This window comes from Pseudomonas sp. GL_093 (assembly GCF_057837605.1).
Genome location: NZ_CM174448.1, coordinates 6,329,098 through 6,350,278, shown reverse-complemented (window position 1 = coordinate 6,350,278; position 21,181 = coordinate 6,329,098). Strand labels below are relative to the sequence as shown.

At 55.8% G+C, this 21,181-nt stretch carries 17 protein-coding genes, 2 tRNA genes and 3 rRNA genes; 13 read left to right on the top strand and 9 right to left on the bottom strand.

Annotated features, from left to right (window positions below):
* Positions 1-32 precede the first annotated feature (32 nt).
* Positions 33-734, top strand: a complete 702-nt coding sequence (locus tag AC3IUE_RS29395; RefSeq protein WP_489264442.1) for a lipoate--protein ligase family protein — start codon at positions 33-35, stop codon at positions 732-734.
* On the opposite strand, the gene crp is transcribed toward AC3IUE_RS29395, so the two are convergent.
* Entirely contained in the window at positions 731-1,375 is a 645-nt protein-coding gene (crp, locus tag AC3IUE_RS29390; protein ID WP_046045393.1) for a cAMP-activated global transcriptional regulator CRP, read from the bottom strand. The two genes, AC3IUE_RS29395 and crp, sit on opposite strands and share 4 nt — an antisense overlap.
* Positions 1,376-1,606: 231 nt before the next feature.
* On the opposite strand from crp, the gene AC3IUE_RS29385 reads away from it, so the two are divergent.
* Together AC3IUE_RS29385 and speD are read left to right on the top strand one after the other, a co-directional pair.
* Entirely contained in the window at positions 1,607-2,029 is a 423-nt protein-coding gene (locus tag AC3IUE_RS29385; protein WP_008061600.1) for an OsmC family protein, read from the top strand.
* Positions 2,030-2,267: 238 nt separating this feature from the next.
* Positions 2,268-3,062, top strand: a complete 795-nt coding sequence (gene speD / locus AC3IUE_RS29380) for an adenosylmethionine decarboxylase (RefSeq protein ID WP_489264441.1) — start codon at positions 2,268-2,270, stop codon at positions 3,060-3,062.
* A gap of 63 nt (positions 3,063-3,125) precedes the next feature.
* Here the strand turns inward: speD and coq7 are convergent, their stop codons facing one another.
* From coq7 to hemJ, 6 genes are all read right to left on the bottom strand, one after another.
* Complete coding sequence (coq7, locus tag AC3IUE_RS29375) at positions 3,126-3,773, bottom strand: 2-polyprenyl-3-methyl-6-methoxy-1,4-benzoquinone monooxygenase (RefSeq protein WP_008147238.1); 648 nt, start codon at positions 3,771-3,773, stop codon at positions 3,126-3,128.
* Between the two features lie 127 nt (positions 3,774-3,900).
* On the bottom strand, positions 3,901-4,239 hold the full coding sequence (locus AC3IUE_RS29370) for a histidine triad nucleotide-binding protein (protein WP_008147240.1): 339 nt from the start codon (positions 4,237-4,239) through the stop codon (positions 3,901-3,903).
* Positions 4,240-4,321: 82 nt separating this feature from the next.
* Positions 4,322-5,110, bottom strand: a complete 789-nt coding sequence (locus AC3IUE_RS29365) for an SDR family NAD(P)-dependent oxidoreductase (protein ID WP_056741327.1) — start codon at positions 5,108-5,110, stop codon at positions 4,322-4,324.
* Positions 5,111-5,172: 62 nt separating this feature from the next.
* On the bottom strand, positions 5,173-6,138 hold the full coding sequence (locus AC3IUE_RS29360) for a DUF805 domain-containing protein (RefSeq protein ID WP_489264440.1): 966 nt from the start codon (positions 6,136-6,138) through the stop codon (positions 5,173-5,175).
* 86 nt (positions 6,139-6,224) lie between these two features.
* Positions 6,225-7,193: an NAD(P)H-dependent flavin oxidoreductase gene (locus AC3IUE_RS29355; protein ID WP_056741329.1), complete on the bottom strand. Its 969-nt coding sequence runs from the start codon at positions 7,191-7,193 to the stop codon at positions 6,225-6,227.
* A 33-nt stretch (positions 7,194-7,226) separates the two neighbouring features.
* The gene (gene hemJ / locus AC3IUE_RS29350; protein WP_046045400.1) at positions 7,227-7,655 is read right to left on the bottom strand and encodes a protoporphyrinogen oxidase HemJ; all 429 of its coding nucleotides are present in this window, start codon (positions 7,653-7,655) and stop codon (positions 7,227-7,229) included.
* Between the two features lie 296 nt (positions 7,656-7,951).
* Between hemJ and argC the strand changes: the two genes are divergently transcribed.
* On the top strand, positions 7,952-8,986 hold the full coding sequence (argC, locus tag AC3IUE_RS29345) for an N-acetyl-gamma-glutamyl-phosphate reductase (RefSeq protein ID WP_046045401.1): 1,035 nt from the start codon (positions 7,952-7,954) through the stop codon (positions 8,984-8,986).
* Between the two features lie 168 nt (positions 8,987-9,154).
* Positions 9,155-9,505, top strand: coding sequence for an iron-sulfur cluster insertion protein ErpA (erpA, locus tag AC3IUE_RS29340; protein ID WP_007947969.1), 351 nt, complete (start codon positions 9,155-9,157; stop codon positions 9,503-9,505).
* A 66-nt stretch (positions 9,506-9,571) separates the two neighbouring features.
* On the opposite strand, the gene AC3IUE_RS29335 is transcribed toward erpA, so the two are convergent.
* Together AC3IUE_RS29335 and AC3IUE_RS29330 are read right to left on the bottom strand one after the other, a co-directional pair.
* Positions 9,572-10,663: an anhydro-N-acetylmuramic acid kinase gene (locus AC3IUE_RS29335; protein ID WP_489264439.1), complete on the bottom strand. Its 1,092-nt coding sequence runs from the start codon at positions 10,661-10,663 to the stop codon at positions 9,572-9,574.
* 3 nt (positions 10,664-10,666) lie between these two features.
* The gene (locus AC3IUE_RS29330; RefSeq protein WP_056741331.1) at positions 10,667-12,091 is read right to left on the bottom strand and encodes a peptidoglycan DD-metalloendopeptidase family protein; all 1,425 of its coding nucleotides are present in this window, start codon (positions 12,089-12,091) and stop codon (positions 10,667-10,669) included.
* Between the two features lie 212 nt (positions 12,092-12,303).
* Between AC3IUE_RS29330 and tyrS the strand changes: the two genes are divergently transcribed.
* From tyrS to AC3IUE_RS29290, 8 genes are all read left to right on the top strand, one after another.
* The gene (tyrS, locus tag AC3IUE_RS29325; RefSeq protein WP_056741332.1) at positions 12,304-13,503 is read left to right on the top strand and encodes a tyrosine--tRNA ligase; all 1,200 of its coding nucleotides are present in this window, start codon (positions 12,304-12,306) and stop codon (positions 13,501-13,503) included.
* Positions 13,504-14,055: 552 nt separating this feature from the next.
* A 16S ribosomal RNA gene (locus AC3IUE_RS29320) occupies positions 14,056-15,594 on the top strand.
* Between the two features lie 161 nt (positions 15,595-15,755).
* Positions 15,756-15,832: transfer RNA gene (locus AC3IUE_RS29315), tRNA-Ile, on the top strand.
* A gap of 27 nt (positions 15,833-15,859) precedes the next feature.
* Positions 15,860-15,935: transfer RNA gene (locus tag AC3IUE_RS29310), tRNA-Ala, on the top strand.
* A 249-nt stretch (positions 15,936-16,184) separates the two neighbouring features.
* Positions 16,185-19,076, top strand: a 23S ribosomal RNA gene (locus AC3IUE_RS29305).
* Positions 19,077-19,226: 150 nt separating this feature from the next.
* Positions 19,227-19,342, top strand: a 5S ribosomal RNA gene (gene rrf, locus AC3IUE_RS29300).
* The 16S, 23S and 5S rRNA genes sit together here with 2 tRNA genes alongside, the layout of an rRNA operon.
* 135 nt (positions 19,343-19,477) lie before the next feature.
* A complete protein-coding gene (birA, locus tag AC3IUE_RS29295) occupies positions 19,478-20,437 on the top strand; it encodes a bifunctional biotin--[acetyl-CoA-carboxylase] ligase/biotin operon repressor BirA (RefSeq protein WP_462000004.1) in 960 nt (319 codons plus the stop codon).
* Positions 20,427-21,176 (top strand): pantothenate kinase, encoded by a 750-nt coding sequence (locus tag AC3IUE_RS29290; RefSeq protein WP_489264438.1) that lies wholly within the window; start codon positions 20,427-20,429, stop codon positions 21,174-21,176. The genes birA and AC3IUE_RS29290 overlap by 11 nt, the downstream gene beginning before the upstream one ends.
* Positions 21,177-21,181: the final 5 nt, after the last annotated feature.

Sequence of the window (21,181 nt, the reverse complement as noted above, 5' to 3'; positions counted from 1 at the left end):
TTTTATACCCCAAACAAAGGATGTCTACTGCCATGACCCAGCCCATCGCCTTGACCGTCGAAGCCGGCCTGCTCGCCGAACAGGATCTGTTGGCCCATGTGTGCACCGGTGATTCGGAGTTTGGGCTGTTGTTCTGGCAGCCCAGTGACAAGGCGCTGGTCATGCCGCGACGGTTGAATCGTCTGCCTGGGTTCGAGGCCGCGTGCGAAGTGTCGGCGGCGGCAGGTTGGCCGGTGCTGTTGCGTGAAACCGGCGGTGAACCGGTGCCGCAATCGGCCTCAACGATCAACATCGCACTGGTCTACGCGCCACCGCGTAGCGAGGGTGACCAGAACCGTATCGAAACCGGTTATCACCGGCTGTGCGATCCGATTTGTCAGTTACTCGATGAACTGGGCGGCGTTTCGTCTTTGGGCGAGATAGAAGGGGCGTTCTGTGATGGGCGTTTCAACGTCAACCTTGATGGACGCAAGATGGTCGGCACGGCTCAACGCTGGCGCCAGAGCAAGGGCGGTACGCGTCCAGTAGGGTTGGTGCACGGTGCTTTGTTGCTCGATAACGAGCGTGAGTCGATGGTTACGGCGGTTAACCGGTTCAATGAAGCCTGTGGCCTGGAGCAGCGAGTTCGCGCCGAGAGCCACATTGCTCTTCATGAAAAATATGCAGCACCTGATGCGTTGGAACGACTCGACACGTTGTACCGCCAGTTGCTGGCAGACATGTTCAGGGTTTAGCGCGTACCGAAGACCACCATGGTCTTGCCTTTGACGTCCACCAGGTTGCGTTCTTCCAGATCCTTGAGTACACGACCGACCATCTCACGTGAACAACCGACAATCCGCCCGATTTCCTGACGGGTCACCTTGATCTGCATGCCGTCCGGGTGAGTCATCGCGTCTGGCTGTTTGCACAGTTCCAGCAGGCAGCGTGCGACGCGGCCGGTAACGTCGAAGAACGCCAGATCCCCCACCTTGCGGGTGGTGTTGCGCAGGCGCTGTGCGATTTGTCCGCTGAGCACGTAAAGAATGTCTGGATCTTGTTGGGACAGTTCGCGGAATTTCGCGTAACTGATTTCCGCGACTTCGCATTCGATCTTGGCGCGCACCCAGGCGCTGCGTTCCTGTTCCAGGCCGGCCTGTTCGAACAGGCCCAACTCGCCGAAAAAGTCTCCGGAGTTCAGGTAGGCGATGATCATTTCGCGGCCGTCGTCATCCTCGATCAGGATGGTGACCGAACCCTTGATGATGAAGAACAGGGTTTCCGAGCGGTCGCCGGCACAAATGATGTTGCTTTTGGCCGCATAACGACGGCGCTGGCAGTGCATCAACAGCTTGTCGAGGTTTTTGATTTTGGGTGTTGGGGTAATAGCAACCATGGTTGTATCCCGAAAAGACTTCACGGTGTGTTTGGTTTTCTTATGAGTCGCTGAGGTTGCTACAAAGCTGGCTATGCGCCAGTGAATTGGCGCCAGCTTAACAGACACTTCCTGCAATATTCGAGAATTTACCTACAGCGCAGCGGCTTGCGTCGTAGGAAGGCGAGGCGCCGTCAATCAAGGCCCCTGTGCTAAGCTGGCGACCCTTTTTTATACAGTGGAGTCTTGGCGATGAAGGCACGCATCCAATGGGCTGGCGAAGCCATGTTCCTCGGCGAATCCGGCAGCGGTCATGTCGTGGTCATGGACGGTCCGCCCGATGCCGGCGGTCGCAACCTGGGTGTCCGGCCGATGGAAATGCTTCTGCTGGGTGTTGGCGGTTGCAGCAATTTCGACGTGGTCAGCATCCTCAAGAAGTCCCGTCAGGCCGTTGAAAGCTGCGAAGCCTTCCTCGAAGCCGAGCGTGCCACCGAAGATCCGAAGGTTTTCACCAAGATTCACATGCACTTCGTGGTCAAGGGCCGAGGCTTGAAAGAAGCCCAGGTCAAACGCGCCATCGAGCTGTCTGCCGAGAAGTATTGCTCGGCGTCGATCATGCTGGGTGCGGCGGGCGTAGAGATCACACACGACTACGAGATCATCGAGCTCGGTTGAATCGACATTCAACTATCATAAAGGCAGTGCAGACTGTGGCGATCCCAAGCTGACGTCTGCACAATGCGCCACTTTTTTCAGGGTAGTGGCCTGTCCGCCGACAGACCGCGCACCCGAACAGACAACCAAAGTCGCCATTGCGAAGAGGTGTTAACCGTCCTACGCAGGTGTGTCGTTCGCATCTGACGGGCATGCTTGATCATGCGGCCGGGCCGCAATACATAGAGAGTCTTCCACGGTGAAAAGTAAACTCAAGCTCCACGGGTTCAACAACCTGACAAAGACCTTGAGCTTCAACATCTATGACATCTGCTACGCGGAAACCCCGCAAGACCAACAGGCTTACGTCGAGTACATCAATAAAGAGTACAACGCCAAGCGCCTGACGCAGATCCTCACAGAAGTTGTCGATATCATTGGTGCCAACATCCTGAACATCGCCAGTCAGGACTATGAACCCCAGGGCGCCAGTGTCACGATTCTGATCTCCGAAGAGCCGGTGACCCCGACCGACAGTCAGATCGAAGAGTCCCCGGGCCCGCTGCCTGAAATTATCCTGGCCCACCTCGACAAGAGCCACATCACGGTGCACACCTACCCGGAAATCCATCCGGACGATGGCATCGCAACGTTCCGTGTGGACATTGATGTGTCGACCTGTGGCGTCATTTCACCGCTCAAGGCGCTCAACTTCCTGATCCACCAGTTCGATTCGGACATCGTGACCGTGGATTATCGTGTGCGCGGTTTCACCCGTGACGTGGAAGGCAAAAAGCACTTCATCGACCACGAGATCAACTCGATTCAGAACTACCTTTCCGAAGACACCCGCGACGCGTATCAGATGACCGACGTGAACGTGTACCAGGAAAACCTGTTCCACACCAAAATGCTGCTGAAGAACTTCGAGCTGGATAACTACCTGTTCGGCGACGCCACCAGCAATCTGTCTTCTGAGCAGCGTGCTCAGGTGACCGAGCGTGTGAAACACGAAATGCTGGAAATCTTCTACGCGCGCAACATGTCGAGCTGATTTTCTGCGAGCAAAAAGAAAGGGCGCTGAAAAGCGCCCATTTTTGTGCCCGGGATTTGGCGGTCAGATCCGATAAGTACTCTTGGTCATGACCTTGGCCATCAGGCTCATGCCGAACTTCACCGGTGCCGGGAAGCGGAAACCCCCAGCTTCCAGCGCGCTTTCGGCGTGGTGTTCTTCATCAATGCGCATCTGCTCGAGGATCGCCCGGGACTTTTCATCCTCGGCTGGCAGTTGCTCAAGGTGTTCGTTCAGGTGTTTGCACACCTGGTGCTCGGTTGCGGCAACGAAACCCAGGCTGACTTTATCGCTGATCAACCCGGCTACCGCGCCAATCCCGAACGACATGCCGTAGAACAGCGGATTGAGAATGCTGGTGTGGCTGCCCAACTGTTTTATGCGTTGTTCGCACCAGACCAGGTGGTCGATTTCTTCTTCGGCGGCATGCTCCATGGCGGCGCGCACTTGCGGCAGCTTGGCGGTCAGGGCCTGCCCCTGATACAGCGCCTGGGCACAGACTTCGCCGGTATGGTTGATGCGCATCAGACCGGCGACGTGCCGGGTGTCTTCGTCGCTCATTTGCGCATCCGGCTGCACGATAGCGGGTGAAGGACGGTACGGCTGACCACTGAAGGGCAACAAGGTACGCATCGCGGCATCGGCTTGCAGCAGAAGGCGGTCAATCGGCGAGTAGTGACGCTGGGTAGTCATGCTGACCTCCGGGAAGAATCTCGGCGGCCAGTTTAACCCAATCGGCCGGGGGAAGGTTTGCGCTGGGTCATTGCGACGCAGGTGCTTGTGGGAGCGGGGTTGCCCACCCCCACGAGGTTTACTGCAATCAGCCCGGCGGCCAATGCATCTGGCGCTGACCCAGCACGTGCATATGAATGTGATAGACGGTTTGCCCACCCAGTGGATTGCAATTCATGACCACGCGGAAGCCCTCTTCGCAACCCAGTTCCAGGGCCAGACGCTGGGCGGTGAACAGAATATGCCCAGCCAATGCCTTGTCGTCCTCGGTCAGGTCGTTAAGCGTGCGCACCGCTTTTTTCGGGATCACCAGAAAATGCACCGGTGCCTGTGGGGCGATGTCGTGGAAGGCCAGTACCTGGTCGTCCTCGTAAATGATCTTGGCCGGGATTTCCCGGTTGATGATCTTGGTGAACAGAGTATCCACAGCTGTTTTCTCCGTTGTTTGGGCTGGCCTGAGTGTAACCATGGGTTATGCCCGAGCCCAGCCTTTTACCTTGAGGGTGCGATCAGCGCGGGCAGTAAGCCTTGTTGACCATGCCGGCGATTGTCCGGGTCAGCCAGCGCGAGCCGAGTCGCGGCAGGAAGGCGCGCCAGCGGTTGCGTCGGCCCGGAATAATGATGGCGCGGTTTTTCTCCAGAGCCCGCACGGTGTAGAGCGCGACTTCCTCGGGGCTCATCAGCATTTTGCTGTCGATCAGTTTGCCCGCGTCCAATTGCGCGGTGCGGAAAAACGCCGTGCGGGTAGGGCCGGGGCAGAGCACCGACACTTTGACCGAACATTTTTTCAGTTCGACGCGCAACCCTTCGGAAAAGTGCAGCACATAGGCCTTGCTGGCGTAATAAGTACTCATCCACGGGCCGGGATGGAACGCCGCCACCGAGGCGACATTCAAAATTTGCCCGCCGCCCTGCAGCGCCATACTGTTGCCGATCGCGTGACACAGGCGAGTGAGCGCGAGGATGTTCACTTCGATCAGGTCCTGCTCAGTCATCCAGTCCTGAGCCAGAAAAGGGCCGCAGGTGCCGATGCCGGCGCAGTTGACCAGCAAATCGATCTGTCGGTCACCTTCCTCCAGCTCCAGCAGAAAACCGGACAGCCGTAGCGGCTCGCCGAGGTCACAGGCTCGGAACAACACCTCCACGCCAAAACGTTGGGTTAGCTCAATAGCAATACTTTCCAGCTGATCACGCTGACGGGCCACCAGAATCAGGCTGCGGCCGCGCCGGGCCAGCGCTTCGGCCATCGCCAGGCCGATGCCGCTGGAAGCGCCAGTGATCAGAGCGTAACGGGTCATGCATTTCTCCATCGCAACAGCTCCGCGCCGGCGACGCAGGTGTCACGGACGGGGAGCGCTGTTCATTCTTTCGCAGAGTCTACAGGGGGCTGGGCTGCTTCGGCTGCTTCGTCGGCCGAATTTGGCGCTGGCTCTGCTTCCACAGCGGTTTGATCTTCGATCTCTTCGGTGGTCACGGAGTCACTTTCATAGCTGCTCTGGGTGGCGCTTTCATATTCGCTCTGGATGGTAGTAAGGCCACCGGTCAGTCCGCCGATGAACAGGATCGCGATAAACACCAGCCACAGTGAAGACAGGACCTTGACCGCGGTGCTGTTGGGCGGTGCTGGCGCACCATATCGATTGGCGGTGTTGTTACCCGGCGCGATCATCATCACGAACGGAAAGATGCTGCCCACGAACGGCACGAGGGTCAGCAGCCAGAGCCAGCCAGACCAGCCGATATCGTGCAGGCGCTGGACACTGAACTGAATGCTGACGAACGCGAGCGCCACGACGAGAATAAAGACCAGCAGGCCACCGAGAATCAGGCCGGCGGTCGTGTCCGTAGTGATGAGGGCCAAGCCGAAAACAGCAAGCACAGCGCCAACACCAAGGGTCACCAGCGTCAGCGACATCGTCCAGGCCAGATAACGCAAGCGGCCGATGCGACCGTCGAAGCTGAACGGCTTGAGTGTGGAGAATTCAGGCAAAACTTCGCCAACGGTAGCCCGGGGTGGTGCGTAAGGGGATTCGGGATCTGCCGCGACGACAGGGGCGTGTTCATGAACGTCAGACAGGTTCAGCTCGATCGACGGTTCACTTTCGATCCGGGCATCGATACCGGTTTTGGTCAGCGCCTGGAGATAAGTTTGCGCATCGACCTGCGACAGGTCGCGTTTGAGCGCAATCGGCTTGCCACTGAACAGCCGCTCGATGGCAGCCACATCGCTTTTGAACAACTCGGCGAGATTGAGCTTGGCGGTGGTGACGTCAACACCTGGCAGCAGAGCGCCGTCGAACACGATCTTGAAACGGTTTTCGCTCATTGCGAGGCATCCTTGTCGCGAATGTTTCAGGGAGTATTGCGGGTGGAGTGTAAGGCCAGCCGAAATGGGCTGGCCAAGTTTTCCTGTCAGCGTGGCCAGCGCTTGGGCAGCGTTGCCGCCAGCTCCAGTGCTTTTCGGTACTCGGCATCGAGGCGAGCGACCAATTGATCGACACTCGGCAGGTCATCGATCTCGCCGACACCCTGGCCTGCGGACCAGACGGTTTTCCAGGCTTTAGCTTCATCGCTCATGGGCTTGAGTTTGGAGCCGAAGTCCACCTCGCCCTTGCCTTGCAGCGCGGCCATGTCGAAACCTGCTGCCTCAAGACTCTGACGCATAAAGCTCGCCGGTACTCCCGACACCGCTGGAGTATGGACGATGTCCGCCGCTCTGGAAGTCAGCAGCATCTCTTTATAGGCGTCAGACGCATGACTTTCGGTGGTGCCGATAAATCGCGTACCGAAGTAGGCCAGATCCGCACCAAGCAATTGTGCCGCGAGAATCTCGTGGCCGTGGTTCAGGCAACCGGCCAGCAGCAGGGTTTTGTCGAAGAATTGGCGTATCTCGGCAATCAGCGAGAACGGGCTCCAGGTTCCGGCGTGTCCACCGGCGCCTGCTGCCACGGCGATCAAGCCATCCACGCCGGCCTCGGCGGCTTTCTCTGCATGGCGGCGAGTCGTCACGTCGTGGAACACCAGACCGCCATAGCTGTGCACTGCATCGACCAGTTCTTTCACGGCGCCGAGGCTGGTGATCACAATCGGCACTTTGTGCTCGATGCAGATCTCCAGATCCGCTTGCAGCCGCGGGTTGCTGTTGTGGACGATCAGGTTCACCGCATAAGGCGCTGGATTGTCCAATGTCGCCAATCCTGCTTCGATCTCTTCCAGCCAGGCCTTGAAGCCGCTGCTCTCGCGCTGATTCAGTGCGGGGAAGCTGCCCACCACGCCATTGCGGCAGCAGGCGAGCACCAGTTGTGGGTTGGAGATCAGGAACATAGGCGCTGCCACCACAGGCAGACGCAAGCGTTGTTCGAGCAGAGCGGGCAGCGACATTGGAAGTACCCCGGTGATTTGTGCTTATTGGAATTAGAACGGCCGAACCACGACCAGAATTACGATAGCCAGCAATATCAGAACCGGGACTTCATTGAACCAGCGATAAAAGACATGGCTGCGGGTGTTCTCGCCACGGGCAAAACGTTTCACCTGGGCGCCGCACATGTGGTGGTAGCCGATCAGGATCACCACCAGGGTCAACTTGGCGTGAATCCACGCACCCTGACTGAATATGCTTGGGTTCAGGCCGATCAGTGCGATGCCGAAAATCAAGGTGGCGATCATGGCTGGCCCCATGATGCCGCGGTACAGCTTGCGCTCCATGATGCTGAAGCGTTCCTTGCTGACGGTGTCTTCGCTTTGGGCGTGATAGACGAACAGGCGCGGCAGGTAGAACAGGCCGGCAAACCAGCAGACCATGCTGACGATGTGAAGCGCTTTGAGCCACAGATAAAGCATTTTTAGTTATTCCCAGGTTCACGGTAGCCCGAATAGTAGAGAAAGTGTCCCGTCCGGGACATAACTGTTCAATTTTGACAGCGGCTTTTGCGGCCATACTGCGTTGCCGCTCCTCGCCATAGCGCGCTATGACTCGTCGCGGCGCCTTGTCTGGCCACAAAAGCCACTCGCCAAAAGTTGAACGTTATGCCCCAGACGGGACACGTGTGCCGCCGCACGTCACCTTGACGGTTGTCGCAGAGCCGCGCGGCCCCTATTATCGACGGCTTTCCAGTGGGTTCGTTGAGGGCAGGTTTATGGTCAAGGTCGGTATCGTCGGCGGCACGGGTTACACCGGTGTCGAACTGCTGCGTCTGTTGGCGCAACATCCGCAAGCTGAAGTGGCAGTCATCACTTCCCGATCCGAGGCCGGTCTGGCCGTGGCTGATATGTATCCGAACCTGCGCGGTCATTACGACGGTCTGGCGTTCAGCGTTCCGGACATCAAGACGCTGGGTGCTTGCGACGTGGTGTTCTTCGCCACGCCTCATGGTGTTGCCCATGCGCTGGCTGGCGAACTGTTGGCGGCCGGGACCAAAGTCATCGACCTGTCGGCGGACTTCCGTCTGCAAGACGCCGATGAATGGGCCAAGTGGTACGGTCAGCCGCACGGCGCGCCGGAACTGCTGGAAGAGGCGGTCTATGGCTTGCCGGAGGTCAATCGCGAGCAAATCAAGCAGGCCCGCCTGATCGCCGTGCCGGGTTGCTACCCGACGGCTACGCAATTGGGTTTCCTGCCATTGCTGGAAGCCGGTCTGGCCGATACCACTCGCTTGATTGCTGACTGCAAATCCGGTGTCAGTGGTGCCGGTCGTGGCGCGTCTGTAGGTTCGCTGTACTCCGAGACGTCGGAAAGCATGAAAGCTTACGCCGTCAAAGGTCACCGTCACTTGCCGGAAATCCGCCAGGGTCTGCGTCGTGCAGCGGGCAAGGACGTCGGTCTGACGTTCGTTCCGCACCTGACGCCAATGATTCGAGGCATCCACTCGACGCTCTACGCGACTGTCGTGGATCGCTCCGTGGATCTGCAGGCGCTGTTTGAAAAGCGTTATGCCAACGAACCGTTCGTCGATGTCATGCCTGCCGGCAGCCATCCAGAAACCCGCAGCGTGCGCGGTGCCAACGTTTGCCGTATTGCCGTGCATCGTCCGCAGGATGGTGATCTGGTGGTGGTGTTGTCGGTAATCGACAATCTGGTCAAAGGTGCGTCGGGGCAGGCGGTGCAGAACCTGAACATCCTGTTTGGTCTGGATGAGCGCTTGGGCCTGTCCCATGCAGGCATGCTGCCGTAAGGCTTTATCCTGCTCAACAAAAAGGCCCGTCTGACGGGCCTTTTTGCATTCCGGGCTTACGATTGGGTTGATTGATATACCGTAACAATAGTTGACCGATTTTCTAGGAGAAGCGGATAATGCGCGTCATCACGCATTATGGCGGCGTAACGCCGGGAGATAGTTAGCATGAGCGTCGAATCCTTCACCCCCACGGCTTTGCAATTCACCCACGGTGCCGCGCACAAGGTGAAGAGCCTGGTCGATGAAGAGGGGAATGATCGCTTGAAGCTGCGCGTATTCGTTACGGGCGGCGGTTGTTCAGGTTTTCAGTACGGCTTTACCTTCGATGAGGAAGTGGCCGATGACGACACCATTGTCGAGCGCGAAGGGGTGAGTCTGGTCGTTGATCCGATGAGCTTCCAGTACCTGGCAGGTGCCGAGGTGGATTATCAGGAAGGTCTGGAAGGTTCGCGCTTCGTGATCAAGAATCCGAACGCCAGCACCACGTGTGGCTGCGGCTCTTCGTTCTCGATCTGATCGCAATCATCGCATCACCAAGCGCCGCATGGCCTCAGGGCTCTGCGGCGTTTTGCTGTGTGCAGATTATGCGGGGTAGATGGCGCCGAGTACGCGCGGGCCGCGGGCGCCGGTGACGCTCGGGCGATTGGCAGCGATGCCTTCAAGGCAGCAATGGGCCAACCAGGCGAAGGCCATGGCTTCGACCCAGTCCGGGTCTACACCGTAAGCCGCGGTGCTGCTGACCTTGGTGTTTGGCAGCAAGCTGGCCAAGCGGTCCATCAGCGTGGTGTTGTGGGCGCCGCCGCCGCAGACCAACAGTTCTTGGGTATCTGATTGAGCGCTTTGCAGTGACTCGACGATGGTCAAGGCGGTCAGTTCAAGCAGGGTGGCCTGCACGTCTTCGGCGGCGAAGGTCGACAGTTTCGATAAATGTTGTGTCAGCCATGGCAGGTTGAACACTTCGCGGCCGGTGCTCTTGGGGCCTTTGGTCACGAAAAATGGATCGCTCAGCAGTTCATTCAGCAGAACCGGTTCGACCTTGCCGCTGGCAGCCCATTGGCCATCGCGATCAAAGTTGTCTCCGCGTTGCTGGTGAATCCAGGCATCCAGTAGAACATTGCCCGGGCCACAGTCGAAGCCGGCTACCGGTTTGCCGGGTTCAATCAGGCTGAGGTTGCTGAATCCGCCAACGTTCAATACCGCTCGATTGCCTGCGCGTTCTTCAAACAACGCTTCGTGAAAGGCTGGAACCAGTGGGGCGCCTTGTCCGCCAGCCGCAACATCGCGGCTGCGAAAGTCGCTGACCACGGTGATGTCGGTCAACTCGGTCAGAAGGGCAGGGTTGCCAATCTGCACGGTGAAGCCGCGCGCCGGCTCGTGGCGAATGGTTTGGCCATGGCTGCCAATCGCACGAATGTCTTCAGGCTTCAGGTTTTGTTGATCAAGGAGGGAGTGAATGCCCTGTGCTGCCAGCTTCACCCAGTTTTGTTGAGCGATGGCGGAGCGGGCAATCTCGTCCGGGCCGCTGGCGCACAAGCCAAGCAGCTCGGCGCGCAGGGAGTCAGGCATTGGGGTGTAGTGCGTGGCGATCAGTTTGATCGCCGGGGCCAACTCAACCAGCGCAATGTCCAGGCCATCGAGGCTGGTCCCGGACATCACACCTATATAGAGAGCCATGGCTTAGCGCTTGCTCGAAGCCAGTTGCGTGGATTTCTCTTGATCCATGCGCGCCATCAGCGGTTGGCTCTGCGCGAGGAAACGTGCGCGTTCAGCTTTGGAGATCGGATCGGCCATCGCCACTTTCTGGCCTAGTGGGTCGACGTGCACGCCATTGACCTGGAACTCGTAATGCAAATGCGGTCCGGTGGAAAGTCCGGTGGTCCCGATGTAGCCAATCACTTGGCCTTGTTTGACGCTGCTGCCAGTCTGCACGCCTTTGGCAAAGCCTTGCATGTGGCCGTACAGCGTACGGTAGGTGCTGCCGTGCTGGATGATCACGGTGTTGCCGTAGCCACCGCGGCGACCGGCCAACAACACTTTGCCGTCACCGGCAGCCTTGATTGGGGTGCCGCGCGGCGCTGCATAGTCGACGCCTTTGTGAGCGCGGATCTTGTTCAGGATCGGGTGCTTGCGGCCCATTGAGAATTTCGAACTGATGCGGGCGAAGTCCACCGGGGTACGGATAAACGCCTTGCGCATGCTGTTGCCGTCAGCAGTGTAGTAGCTGCTGTTGCCTTGTTTATTGGTGTAACGCACGGCGGTGTAGGTCTTGCCGCGGTTGGTGAAGCGAGCGGAAAGGATCGGGCCGTTGCCGACAGCCTTGCCATTGACGACCTTCTGTTCGTAGATCACGTCGAACTGGTCACCCTGGCGAATATCCTGGGCGAAGTCGACGTCATAGCCAAACACGCTGGCCATGTCCATGGTCAGGCTGTGGGACAAGCCGGCGCGTGCAGCGGACTGCGACAGCGAGCTGTTGATCACGCCGTGAACGTAGGCAGAGCGCACGGTCGGCTTGGCGGTGATGCGGTTGAATGCATAACCCTTGTCACTCTTGGTCAGGGTGATGCTTTCGACGTCGCTGACCTTGCTGTGCAGGTTGGTCAGCTGGCCATCGGGGCTCAGTTCGAATTCGAGTTTCTGGCCATGTTTGAGTTGGCTGAACTGCTTGGCTTGTTTGTCGCTGGCCAGCACTTCATGCACCGAAGCAGCTGGGAGGCCGACTTTTTCGAACAGTGTGGAGAGCGTATCGCCTTTAGAAACGATCACTTCCCTGTGGTTTGGAGACTTCTTTTCTTCGATCACAGGCGCCGGCGCGGGCGCGGCCTGAGCGGTTTCCTGGGGTTCTTCGGCGCTGTTTTCGATCTGCGCGAAAGGGGAAGCTGCTGGCTCATTTGTGGCCTGGACCGCTTCGGCAGCGTCTTGATCTTGTGTCAGTTGTTCAGCAGGGCTTTCCAGTTCAAGACTCAGGGTCGTCTTTTTGGCTTCAACATCACTGGAAGGAAATACCAGAAGCGCCAGGCTCAAAAGGGCGGCGATGCCACTTGCTGCGAGCAGGTGGGTCTTCGGGTAAAGCGGCGGCGCTTTAGACGATTCTTTGGTCATAGGTAATTTTTGACTTTGAAAAAGATGAATTGGAAAAGATGAATGACATGATGAAGATGAAATAACTGTATAAAATATAACCAAATCATCTCTGAAGCAAGTCCGCGAACGCTGTGTCCGTGGATTGGCATCCGTGCGCCGGGCAAAACTTGTATTTGACGCGCGATCTTGTATGGTTGGTTCCCTTTGAATTCGAGCCTTGCGGGTCTGTTATGAAGTCGGTTGAAGAGCAGCTAGCGCTGATTAAACGTGGTGCGGAAGAACTGTTGGTCGAGTCCGAGCTGATCGAAAAGCTCAAGCGTGGCCAGCCCCTACGTATTAAGGCAGGCTTCGATCCGACCGCGCCGGATTTGCACCTGGGCCATACCGTGCTTATTAATAAGCTGCGCCAGTTCCAGGAGCTGGGGCATCAGGTGATCTTCCTTATAGGTGACTTCACCGGGATGATCGGCGATCCGAGCGGTAAGAGTGCGACACGTCCTCCTCTTACCCGCGAGCAGGTTCTCGAGAATGCCGAAACCTACAAGACCCAGGTTTTCAAGATTCTTGATCCGGCGAAAACCGAAGTTGCGTTCAACTCCACCTGGATGGATCAGATGGGGCCGGCCGATTTCATTCGTCTGACTTCTCAGTACACCGTGGCTCGCATGCTCGAGCGCGACGACTTCTATAAGCGCTACACCACCAATCAGCCAATCGCCATTCATGAGTTCCTCTATCCGCTGGTTCAGGGTTATGACTCGGTCGCCTTGCGTGCGGACGTCGAGCTGGGTGGTACTGATCAGAAGTTCAACCTGTTGATGGGGCGCGAACTGCAGCGTGGATATGGTCAAGAGGCTCAGTGCATTCTGACCATGCCGCTGCTCGAAGGTCTGGATGGTGTGAAGAAGATGTCCAAGTCCTTGGGCAACTACGTGGGTATTCAGGAAGCGCCGGGTGTGATGTACGGCAAACTGGTTTCCATTCCGGATGCGCTGATGTGGCGCTACTTCGAATTGCTCAGCTTCCGCTCCATGGATGAGATCAATGCATTCCGTGCCGATGTCGAGGCGGGTGCCAATCCGCGTGATATCAAGATCAAGCTGGCCGAGGAGATCGTTGCGCGTTTCCATGGTGAAGAGGCTGCGGCCAATGCTCACCGTGCGGCGGGTAACCGGATGAAGGAAGGCGAGCTGCCGGACGATCTGCCGGAGATCGAATTGACTGCTACTGAAGACATGCCGATCGCTGCTGTCCTTAACAAGGCAGGTCTGGTCAAGAACTCGGCTGTCGCGCGGGACCTTCTAGGTTCTGGTGGTGTGCGTATAGATGGTGAGGTTGTCGATCGCACCTTTATATACGTACTGGGCGCGACTCATGTTTGCCAGGCTGGGAAGAAGGCATTTGCGCGTATCACGCTCAAATCCGAATAAAGCTCAAATTAGGGGTTGACGGCAGATTCTGGAAGTCTATAATTCGCCCCACTTCCGGCGCAGTCGAAACGGAAAACTCCTTGGTAAACAATGAGTTATGCAGTTTTCGACAGCGAGTTGCTTCAGGTTATCGAAGCCCAGAAGGAGTCGGTCAGGCAGGGTGGTTTAGCTTGATTGACGATTCGATCTTCTCGGTCGAAAGCGGTGTAAAAGAGGTGTTGACAGCAGCGACTAACGCTGTAGAATTCGCCTCCCGCTAACGAGAGATCGCAAGCGCAAGTGGTTGAAGTTGCAAAGGAAACTTTGAAAACTTCGAAAAATAACCGCTTGACAGCAACAGGGGCTGCTGTAGAATGCGCGCCTCGGTTGAGACGAAAGATCTTAACCAACCGCTCTTTAACAACTGAATCAAGCAATTCGTGTGGGTGCTTGTGGAGTCAGACTGATAGTCAACAAGATTATCAGCATCACAAGTTACTCCGCGAGAAATCAAAGATGTAACCAACGATTGCTGAGCCAAGTTTAGGGTTTCTTAAAAACCCAAAGATGTTTGAACTGAAGAGTTTGATCATGGCTCAGATTGAACGCTGGCGGCAGGCCTAACACATGCAAGTCGAGCGGCAGCACGGGTACTTGTACCTGGTGGCGAGCGGCGGACGGGTGAGTAATGCCTAGGAATCTGCCTGGTAGTGGGGGATAACGCTCGGAAACGGACGCTAATACCGCATACGTCCTACGGGAGAAAGCAGGGGACCTTCGGGCCTTGCGCTATCAGATGAGCCTAGGTCGGATTAGCTAGTTGGTGAGGTAATGGCTCACCAAGGCGACGATCCGTAACTGGTCTGAGAGGATGATCAGTCACACTGGAACTGAGACACGGTCCAGACTCCTACGGGAGGCAGCAGTGGGGAATATTGGACAATGGGCGAAAGCCTGATCCAGCCATGCCGCGTGTGTGAAGAAGGTCTTCGGATTGTAAAGCACTTTAAGTTGGGAGGAAGGGCATTAACCTAATACGTTGGTGTCTTGACGTTACCGACAGAATAAGCACCGGCTAACTCTGTGCCAGCAGCCGCGGTAATACAGAGGGTGCAAGCGTTAATCGGAATTACTGGGCGTAAAGCGCGCGTAGGTGGTTTGTTAAGTTGGATGTGAAATCCCCGGGCTCAACCTGGGAACTGCATTCAAAACTGACAAGCTAGAGTATGGTAGAGGGTGGTGGAATTTCCTGTGTAGCGGTGAAATGCGTAGATATAGGAAGGAACACCAGTGGCGAAGGCGACCACCTGGACTGATACTGACACTGAGGTGCGAAAGCGTGGGGAGCAAACAGGATTAGATACCCTGGTAGTCCACGCCGTAAACGATGTCAACTAGCCGTTGGGAGCCTTGAGCTCTTAGTGGCGCAGCTAACGCATTAAGTTGACCGCCTGGGGAGTACGGCCGCAAGGTTAAAACTCAAATGAATTGACGGGGGCCCGCACAAGCGGTGGAGCATGTGGTTTAATTCGAAGCAACGCGAAGAACCTTACCAGGCCTTGACATCCAATGAATCTGCTAGAGATAGCGGAGTGCCTTCGGGAACATTGAGACAGGTGCTGCATGGCTGTCGTCAGCTCGTGTCGTGAGATGTTGGGTTAAGTCCCGTAACGAGCGCAACCCTTGTCCTTAGTTACCAGCACGTAATGGTGGGCACTCTAAGGAGACTGCCGGTGACAAACCGGAGGAAGGTGGGGATGACGTCAAGTCATCATGGCCCTTACGGCCTGGGCTACACACGTGCTACAATGGTCGGTACAGAGGGTTGCCAAGCCGCGAGGTGGAGCTAATCCCAGAAAACCGATCGTAGTCCGGATCGCAGTCTGCAACTCGACTGCGTGAAGTCGGAATCGCTAGTAATCGCGAATCAGAATGTCGCGGTGAATACGTTCCCGGGCCTTGTACACACCGCCCGTCACACCATGGGAGTGGGTTGCACCAGAAGTAGCTAGTCTAACCTTCGGGAGGACGGTTACCACGGTGTGATTCATGACTGGGGTGAAGTCGTAACAAGGTAGCCGTAGGGGAACCTGCGGCTGGATCACCTCCTTAATCGACGACATCAGCTGCTCCATAAGCTCCCACACGAATTGCTTGATTCATTGAAGAAGACGATAAGAAGCAGCCCTAACAGGTTGTAGCTTAGTTGGTTGGAACGCACCCCATGCTCTGTGGTAAAGAGCAGGGTGAGGTCGGCCTTAAAGCTCGAAATTGGGTCTGTAGCTCAGTTGGTTAGAGCGCACCCCTGATAAGGGTGAGGTCGGCAGTTCGAATCTGCCCAGACCCACCAATTTTGTGTGGGAACCTGTAGAAATACGGGGCCATAGCTCAGCTGGGAGAGCGCCTGCCTTGCACGCAGGAGGTCAACGGTTCGATCCCGTTTGGCTCCACCACTACTGCTTCTGTTTGTTGAAAGCTTAGAAATGAGCATTCCATCGTGATGATGGTGAATGTTGATTTCTAGTCTTTGGCTAGATCGTTCTTTAAAAATTTGGGTATGTGATAGAAAGATAGACTGAACGTTACTTTCACTGGTAACGGATCAGGCTAAGGTAAAATTTGTGAGTTGCTCTTAATTGAGTATTATCGAATTTTCGGCGAATGTCGTCTTCACAGTATAACCAGATTGCTTGGGGTTATATGGTCAAGTGAAGAAGCGCATACGGTGGATGCCTTGGCAGTCAGAGGCGATGAAAGACGTGGTAGCCTGCGAAAAGCTTCGGGGAGTCGGCAAACAGACTTTGATCCGGAGATGTCTGAATGGGGGAACCCAGCCATCATAAGATGGTTATCTTAAGCTGAATACATAGGCTTAAGAGGCGAACCAGGGGAACTGAAACATCTAAGTACCCTGAGGAAAAGAAATCAACCGAGATTCCCTTAGTAGTGGCGAGCGAACGGGGACTAGCCCTTAAGTGGCTTTGAGATTAGCGGAACGCTCTGGAAAGTGCGGCCATAGTGGGTGATAGCCCTGTACGCGAAAATCTCTTAGTCATGAAATCGAGTAGGACGGAGCACGAGAAACTTTGTCTGAATATGGGGGGACCATCCTCCAAGGCTAAATACTACTGACTGACCGATAGTGAACTAGTACCGTGAGGGAAAGGCGAAAAGAACCCCGGAGAGGGGAGTGAAATAGATCCTGAAACCGTATGCGTACAAGCAGTGGGAGCCCACTTTGTTGGGTGACTGCGTACCTTTTGTATAATGGGTCAGCGACTTATTTTCAGTGGCGAGCTTAACCGAATAGGGGAGGCGTAGCGAAAGCGAGTCTTAATAGGGCGTCTAGTCGCTGGGAATAGACCCGAAACCGGGCGATCTATCCATGGGCAGGTTGAAGGTTGGGTAACACTAACTGGAGGACCGAACCGACTACCGTTGAAAAGTTAGCGGATGACCTGTGGATCGGAGTGAAAGGCTAATCAAGCTCGGAGATAGCTGGTTCTCCTCGAAAGCTATTTAGGTAGCGCCTCATGTATCACTGTAGGGGGTAGAGCACTGTTTCGGCTAGGGGGTCATCCCGACTTACCAAACCGATGCAAACTCCGAATACCTACAAGTGCCGAGCATGGGAGACACACGGCGGGTGCTAACGTCCGTCGTGAAAAGGGAAACAACCCAGACCGTCAGCTAAGGTCCCAAAGTTATGGTTAAGTGGGAAACGATGTGGGAAGGCTTAGACAGCTAGGAGGTTGGCTTAGAAGCAGCCACCCTTTAAAGAAAGCGTAATAGCTCACTAGTCGAGTCGGCCTGCGCGGAAGATGTAACGGGGCTCAAACCATACACCGAAGCTACGGGTATCACTTAGGTGATGCGGTAGAGGAGCGTTCTGTAAGCCTGTGAAGGTGAGTTGAGAAGCTTGCTGGAGGTATCAGAAGTGCGAATGCTGACATGAGTAACGACAATGGGTGTGAAAAACACCCACGCCGAAAGACCAAGGTTTCCTGCGCAACGTTAATCGACGCAGGGTTAGTCGGTCCCTAAGGCGAGGCTGAAAAGCGTAGTCGATGGAAAACAGGTTAATATTCCTGTACTTCTGGTTATTGCGATGGAGGGACGGAGAAGGCTAGGCCAGCTTGGCGTTGGTTGTCCAAGTTTAAGGTGGTAGGCTGGAATCTTAGGTAAATCCGGGATTCTAAGGCCGAGAGCTGATGACGAGTTACCCTTTGGGTGACGAAGTGGTTGATGCCATGCTTCCAAGAAAAGCTTCTAAGCTTCAGGTAACCAGGAACCGTACCCCAAACCGACACAGGTGGTTGGGTAGAGAATACCAAGGCGCTTGAGAGAACTCGGGTGAAGGAACTAGGCAAAATGGCACCGTAACTTCGGGAGAAGGTGCGCCGGTGAGGGTGAAGCATTTACTGCGTAAGCCCATGCCGGTCGAAGATACCAGGCCGCTGCGACTGTTTATTAAAAACACAGCACTCTGCAAACACGAAAGTGGACGTATAGGGTGTGACGCCTGCCCGGTGCCGGAAGGTTAATTGATGGGGTTAGCTAACGCGAAGCTCTTGATCGAAGCCCCGGTAAACGGCGGCCGTAACTATAACGGTCCTAAGGTAGCGAAATTCCTTGTCGGGTAAGTTCCGACCTGCACGAATGGCGTAACGATGGCGGCGCTGTCTCCACCCGAGACTCAGTGAAATTGAAATCGCTGTGAAGATGCAGTGTATCCGCGGCTAGACGGAAAGACCCCGTGAACCTTTACTATAGCTTTGCACTGGACTTTGAATTTGCTTGTGTAGGATAGGTGGGAGGCTTTGAAGCGTGGACGCCAGTTCGCGTGGAGCCAACCTTGAAATACCACCCTGGCAACTTTGAGGTTCTAACTCAGGTCCGTTATCCGGATCGAGGACAGTGTATGGTGGGTAGTTTGACTGGGGCGGTCTCCTCCTAAAGAGTAACGGAGGAGTACGAAGGTGCGCTCAGACCGGTCGGAAATCGGTCGTAGAGTATAAAGGCAAAAGCGCGCTTGACTGCGAGACAGACACGTCGAGCAGGTACGAAAGTAGGTCTTAGTGATCCGGTGGTTCTGTATGGAAGGGCCATCGCTCAACGGATAAAAGGTACTCCGGGGATAACAGGCTGATACCGCCCAAGAGTTCATATCGACGGCGGTGTTTGGCACCTCGATGTCGGCTCATCACATCCTGGGGCTGAAGCCGGTCCCAAGGGTATGGCTGTTCGCCATTTAAAGTGGTACGCGAGCTGGGTTTAGAACGTCGTGAGACAGTTCGGTCCCTATCTGCCGTGGACGTTTGAGATTTGAGAGGGGCTGCTCCTAGTACGAGAGGACCGGAGTGGACGAACCTCTGGTGTTCCGGTTGTCACGCCAGTGGCATTGCCGGGTAGCTATGTTCGGAATAGATAACCGCTGAAAGCATCTAAGCGGGAAACTAGCCTCAAGATGAGATCTCACTGGGACCTTGAGTCCCCTGAAGGGCCGTCGAAGACTACGACGTTGATAGGTTGGGTGTGTAAGCGCTGTGAGGCGTTGAGCTAACCAATACTAATTGCCCGTGAGGCTTGACCATATAACACCCAAGCAATTTGCGTCGAAAGGCCAGATTGCGGTGTGTGAAGACGAAACGAACCGAAAGTTCGAGATACTCACAAAACACCTGCTGTCACATACCCAATTTGCTGAAGCGAGACCAACAGGTCACGACTCAGTACCCGAATTTCTTGACGACCATAGAGCATTGGAACCACCTGATCCCATCCCGAACTCAGCAGTGAAACGATGCATCGCCGATGGTAGTGTGGGGTTTCCCCATGTGAGAGTAGGTCATCGTCAAGATTAAATTCCGAAACCCCTATCTGCGTATGCAGGTAGGGGTTTTGTTTTGCCCGCAGAAAAACTGACCTGTAGGGTTTCTATGCAATGGCGCGGGGCATGGCTATCATGCGGGCCTCATTGTGAGGCGAGACTTGCATGCTGACATTGTTAAAGCTTCTTAAAGATGGCCGATTCCATTCGGGTCAGGCCTTGGGCGTCGCCTTGGGTGTCAGTCGTAGTGCCGTTTGGAAGCAGCTTCAGCATTTAGAAGCTGAGCTGGGATTATCCATTCATAAGGTGCGGGGTCGCGGCTATCAACTGGCTGCGCCATTGACGCTGCTTGATCCTGTCGAGATAAGAGAGCAGGCGCCTTCTTGTGATTGGCCCATCCTGGTTTTCGATTCAATTGATTCTACTAATGCCGAGGCTTTGCGCGCCATAGAGCGGGGGCAGGCGGCACCCTTTCTGGTGCTTGCCGAACGGCAAACTGCGGGGCGCGGGCGGCGTGGACGTAAATGGGCGAGTCCATTTGCGGAAAACATCTATTACAGCCTCGTGCTGCGTATTGAAGGTGGAATGCGTCAGCTGGAAGGCTTGAGTCTTGTTGTTGGGCTCGCCGTCATGCAGGCCCTGCGTGAGCTTGGTATTTCGGGGGCTGGATTGAAGTGGCCCAACGATGTTCTGGTTGGTCAGAAGAAGATCGCCGGGATATTGCTCGAGCTGGTGGGAGACCCTGCTGATGTGTGTCACGTTGTGCTGGGTGTGGGAATTAATGTGAATATGCAGATTACCGATGAGGTAGATCAGCAGTGGACGTCCATGCGGCTAGAGTCGGGCAAGGTGTTTGATCGAAATCACTTGGTCGGGGAATTGGGCGCGATGCTCCAGGCATATCTGTCTCGTCATCAAGCCGACGGATTTTCAGCTATCCAGGCAGAGTGGGAGCAAAATCATCTCTGGCAGGGACGGGCCGTGTCGTTGATCGCAGGTGTTAACCATATAGATGGCGAAGTGCTGGGTATTGATAGTCAGGGTGCTCTGCGCTTGAAGGTGGGTGGTGTGGAAAAAGTCTTTAGTGGTGGTGAGCTCAGTCTGAGGTTGCGTGATGATTCTTGAGCTCGACTGCGGAAACAGTTTTATCAAGTGGCGTGTGCTCGACGCGGATGTTCGGCGGGTGATTGGCGAGGGCGTCGTTGATTCGGATCTCGCTTTGTTGGAGAGCTTGAAAGCGCTCAAGGGTCTCGCTCTCAAGTTTTGCCGGTTGGTCAGTGTCAGGACCGCAGAAGAGACCAGTGCACTGGTTTCTCTGCTGACAGAAGCTTTTGGTGTGTCGGTGGCATGTGCAGCGCCATCCCGCGAGATGTCCGGAGTTCGTAATGGCTATGAGGAGTTCGAGCGGTTAGGGCTCGACCGTTGGCTGGCGATGCTTGGGGGATTCCAACTGGCTTCGGGTGCGTGCCTTGTGCTTGATTTTGGTACGGCTGTTACTGCGGACTTCATCTCTAGGGATGGAGAGCACCTCGGAGGATTTATATGCCCGGGAATGCCTCTGATGCGAAACCAATTGCGTACCCACACCCGTAGAATTCGTTATGGCGATCTAGCCGCCGAGCGCGCTCTGGAAAGTCTTGTTCCTGGTCGGACAACTGTCGAAGCTGTCGAGCGGGGATGCTCATTGATGCTGAGAGGCTTTGTCCTGACGCAGCTAGAGTTGGCGCATAGCTATTGGGGAGATGATTTTGCTGTGTTCCTCACTGGAGGAGATGCAGACCTGGTTTCCGAGATCGTGCCTGAGGCCAGGGTGGTTCCTGATCTGGTGTTTGTAGGTTTGGCTATGGCGTGTCCCTTGTCGTGAGGTTT

What these genes read in the sequence shown, in the direction of transcription:
- AC3IUE_RS29365 (WP_056741327.1), bottom strand. Translation starts at nt 5,110, where the DNA reads ATGACCCGTTACGCTCTGATCACTGGCGCTTCCAGCGGCATCGGCCTG.
- crp (WP_046045393.1), bottom strand. Translation starts at nt 1,375, where the DNA reads ATGGTTGCTATTACCCCAACACCCAAAATCAAAAACCTCGACAAGCTG.
- AC3IUE_RS29355 (WP_056741329.1), bottom strand. Translation starts at nt 7,193, where the DNA reads ATGTCGCTGCCCGCTCTGCTCGAACAACGCTTGCGTCTGCCTGTGGTG.
- hemJ (WP_046045400.1), bottom strand. Translation starts at nt 7,655, where the DNA reads ATGCTTTATCTGTGGCTCAAAGCGCTTCACATCGTCAGCATGGTCTGC.
- AC3IUE_RS29335 (WP_489264439.1), bottom strand. Translation starts at nt 10,663, where the DNA reads ATGGCTCTCTATATAGGTGTGATGTCCGGGACCAGCCTCGATGGCCTG.
- birA (WP_462000004.1), top strand. Translation starts at nt 19,478, where the DNA reads ATGCTGACATTGTTAAAGCTTCTTAAAGATGGCCGATTCCATTCGGGT.
- argC (WP_046045401.1), top strand. Translation starts at nt 7,952, where the DNA reads ATGGTCAAGGTCGGTATCGTCGGCGGCACGGGTTACACCGGTGTCGAA.
- erpA (WP_007947969.1), top strand. Translation starts at nt 9,155, where the DNA reads ATGAGCGTCGAATCCTTCACCCCCACGGCTTTGCAATTCACCCACGGT.
- AC3IUE_RS29395 (WP_489264442.1), top strand. Translation starts at nt 33, where the DNA reads ATGACCCAGCCCATCGCCTTGACCGTCGAAGCCGGCCTGCTCGCCGAA.
- tyrS (WP_056741332.1), top strand. Translation starts at nt 12,304, where the DNA reads ATGAAGTCGGTTGAAGAGCAGCTAGCGCTGATTAAACGTGGTGCGGAA.
- AC3IUE_RS29290 (WP_489264438.1), top strand. Translation starts at nt 20,427, where the DNA reads ATGATTCTTGAGCTCGACTGCGGAAACAGTTTTATCAAGTGGCGTGTG.
- AC3IUE_RS29385 (WP_008061600.1), top strand. Translation starts at nt 1,607, where the DNA reads ATGAAGGCACGCATCCAATGGGCTGGCGAAGCCATGTTCCTCGGCGAA.
- AC3IUE_RS29330 (WP_056741331.1), bottom strand. Translation starts at nt 12,091, where the DNA reads ATGACCAAAGAATCGTCTAAAGCGCCGCCGCTTTACCCGAAGACCCAC.
- coq7 (WP_008147238.1), bottom strand. Translation starts at nt 3,773, where the DNA reads ATGACTACCCAGCGTCACTACTCGCCGATTGACCGCCTTCTGCTGCAA.
- AC3IUE_RS29360 (WP_489264440.1), bottom strand. Translation starts at nt 6,138, where the DNA reads ATGAGCGAAAACCGTTTCAAGATCGTGTTCGACGGCGCTCTGCTGCCA.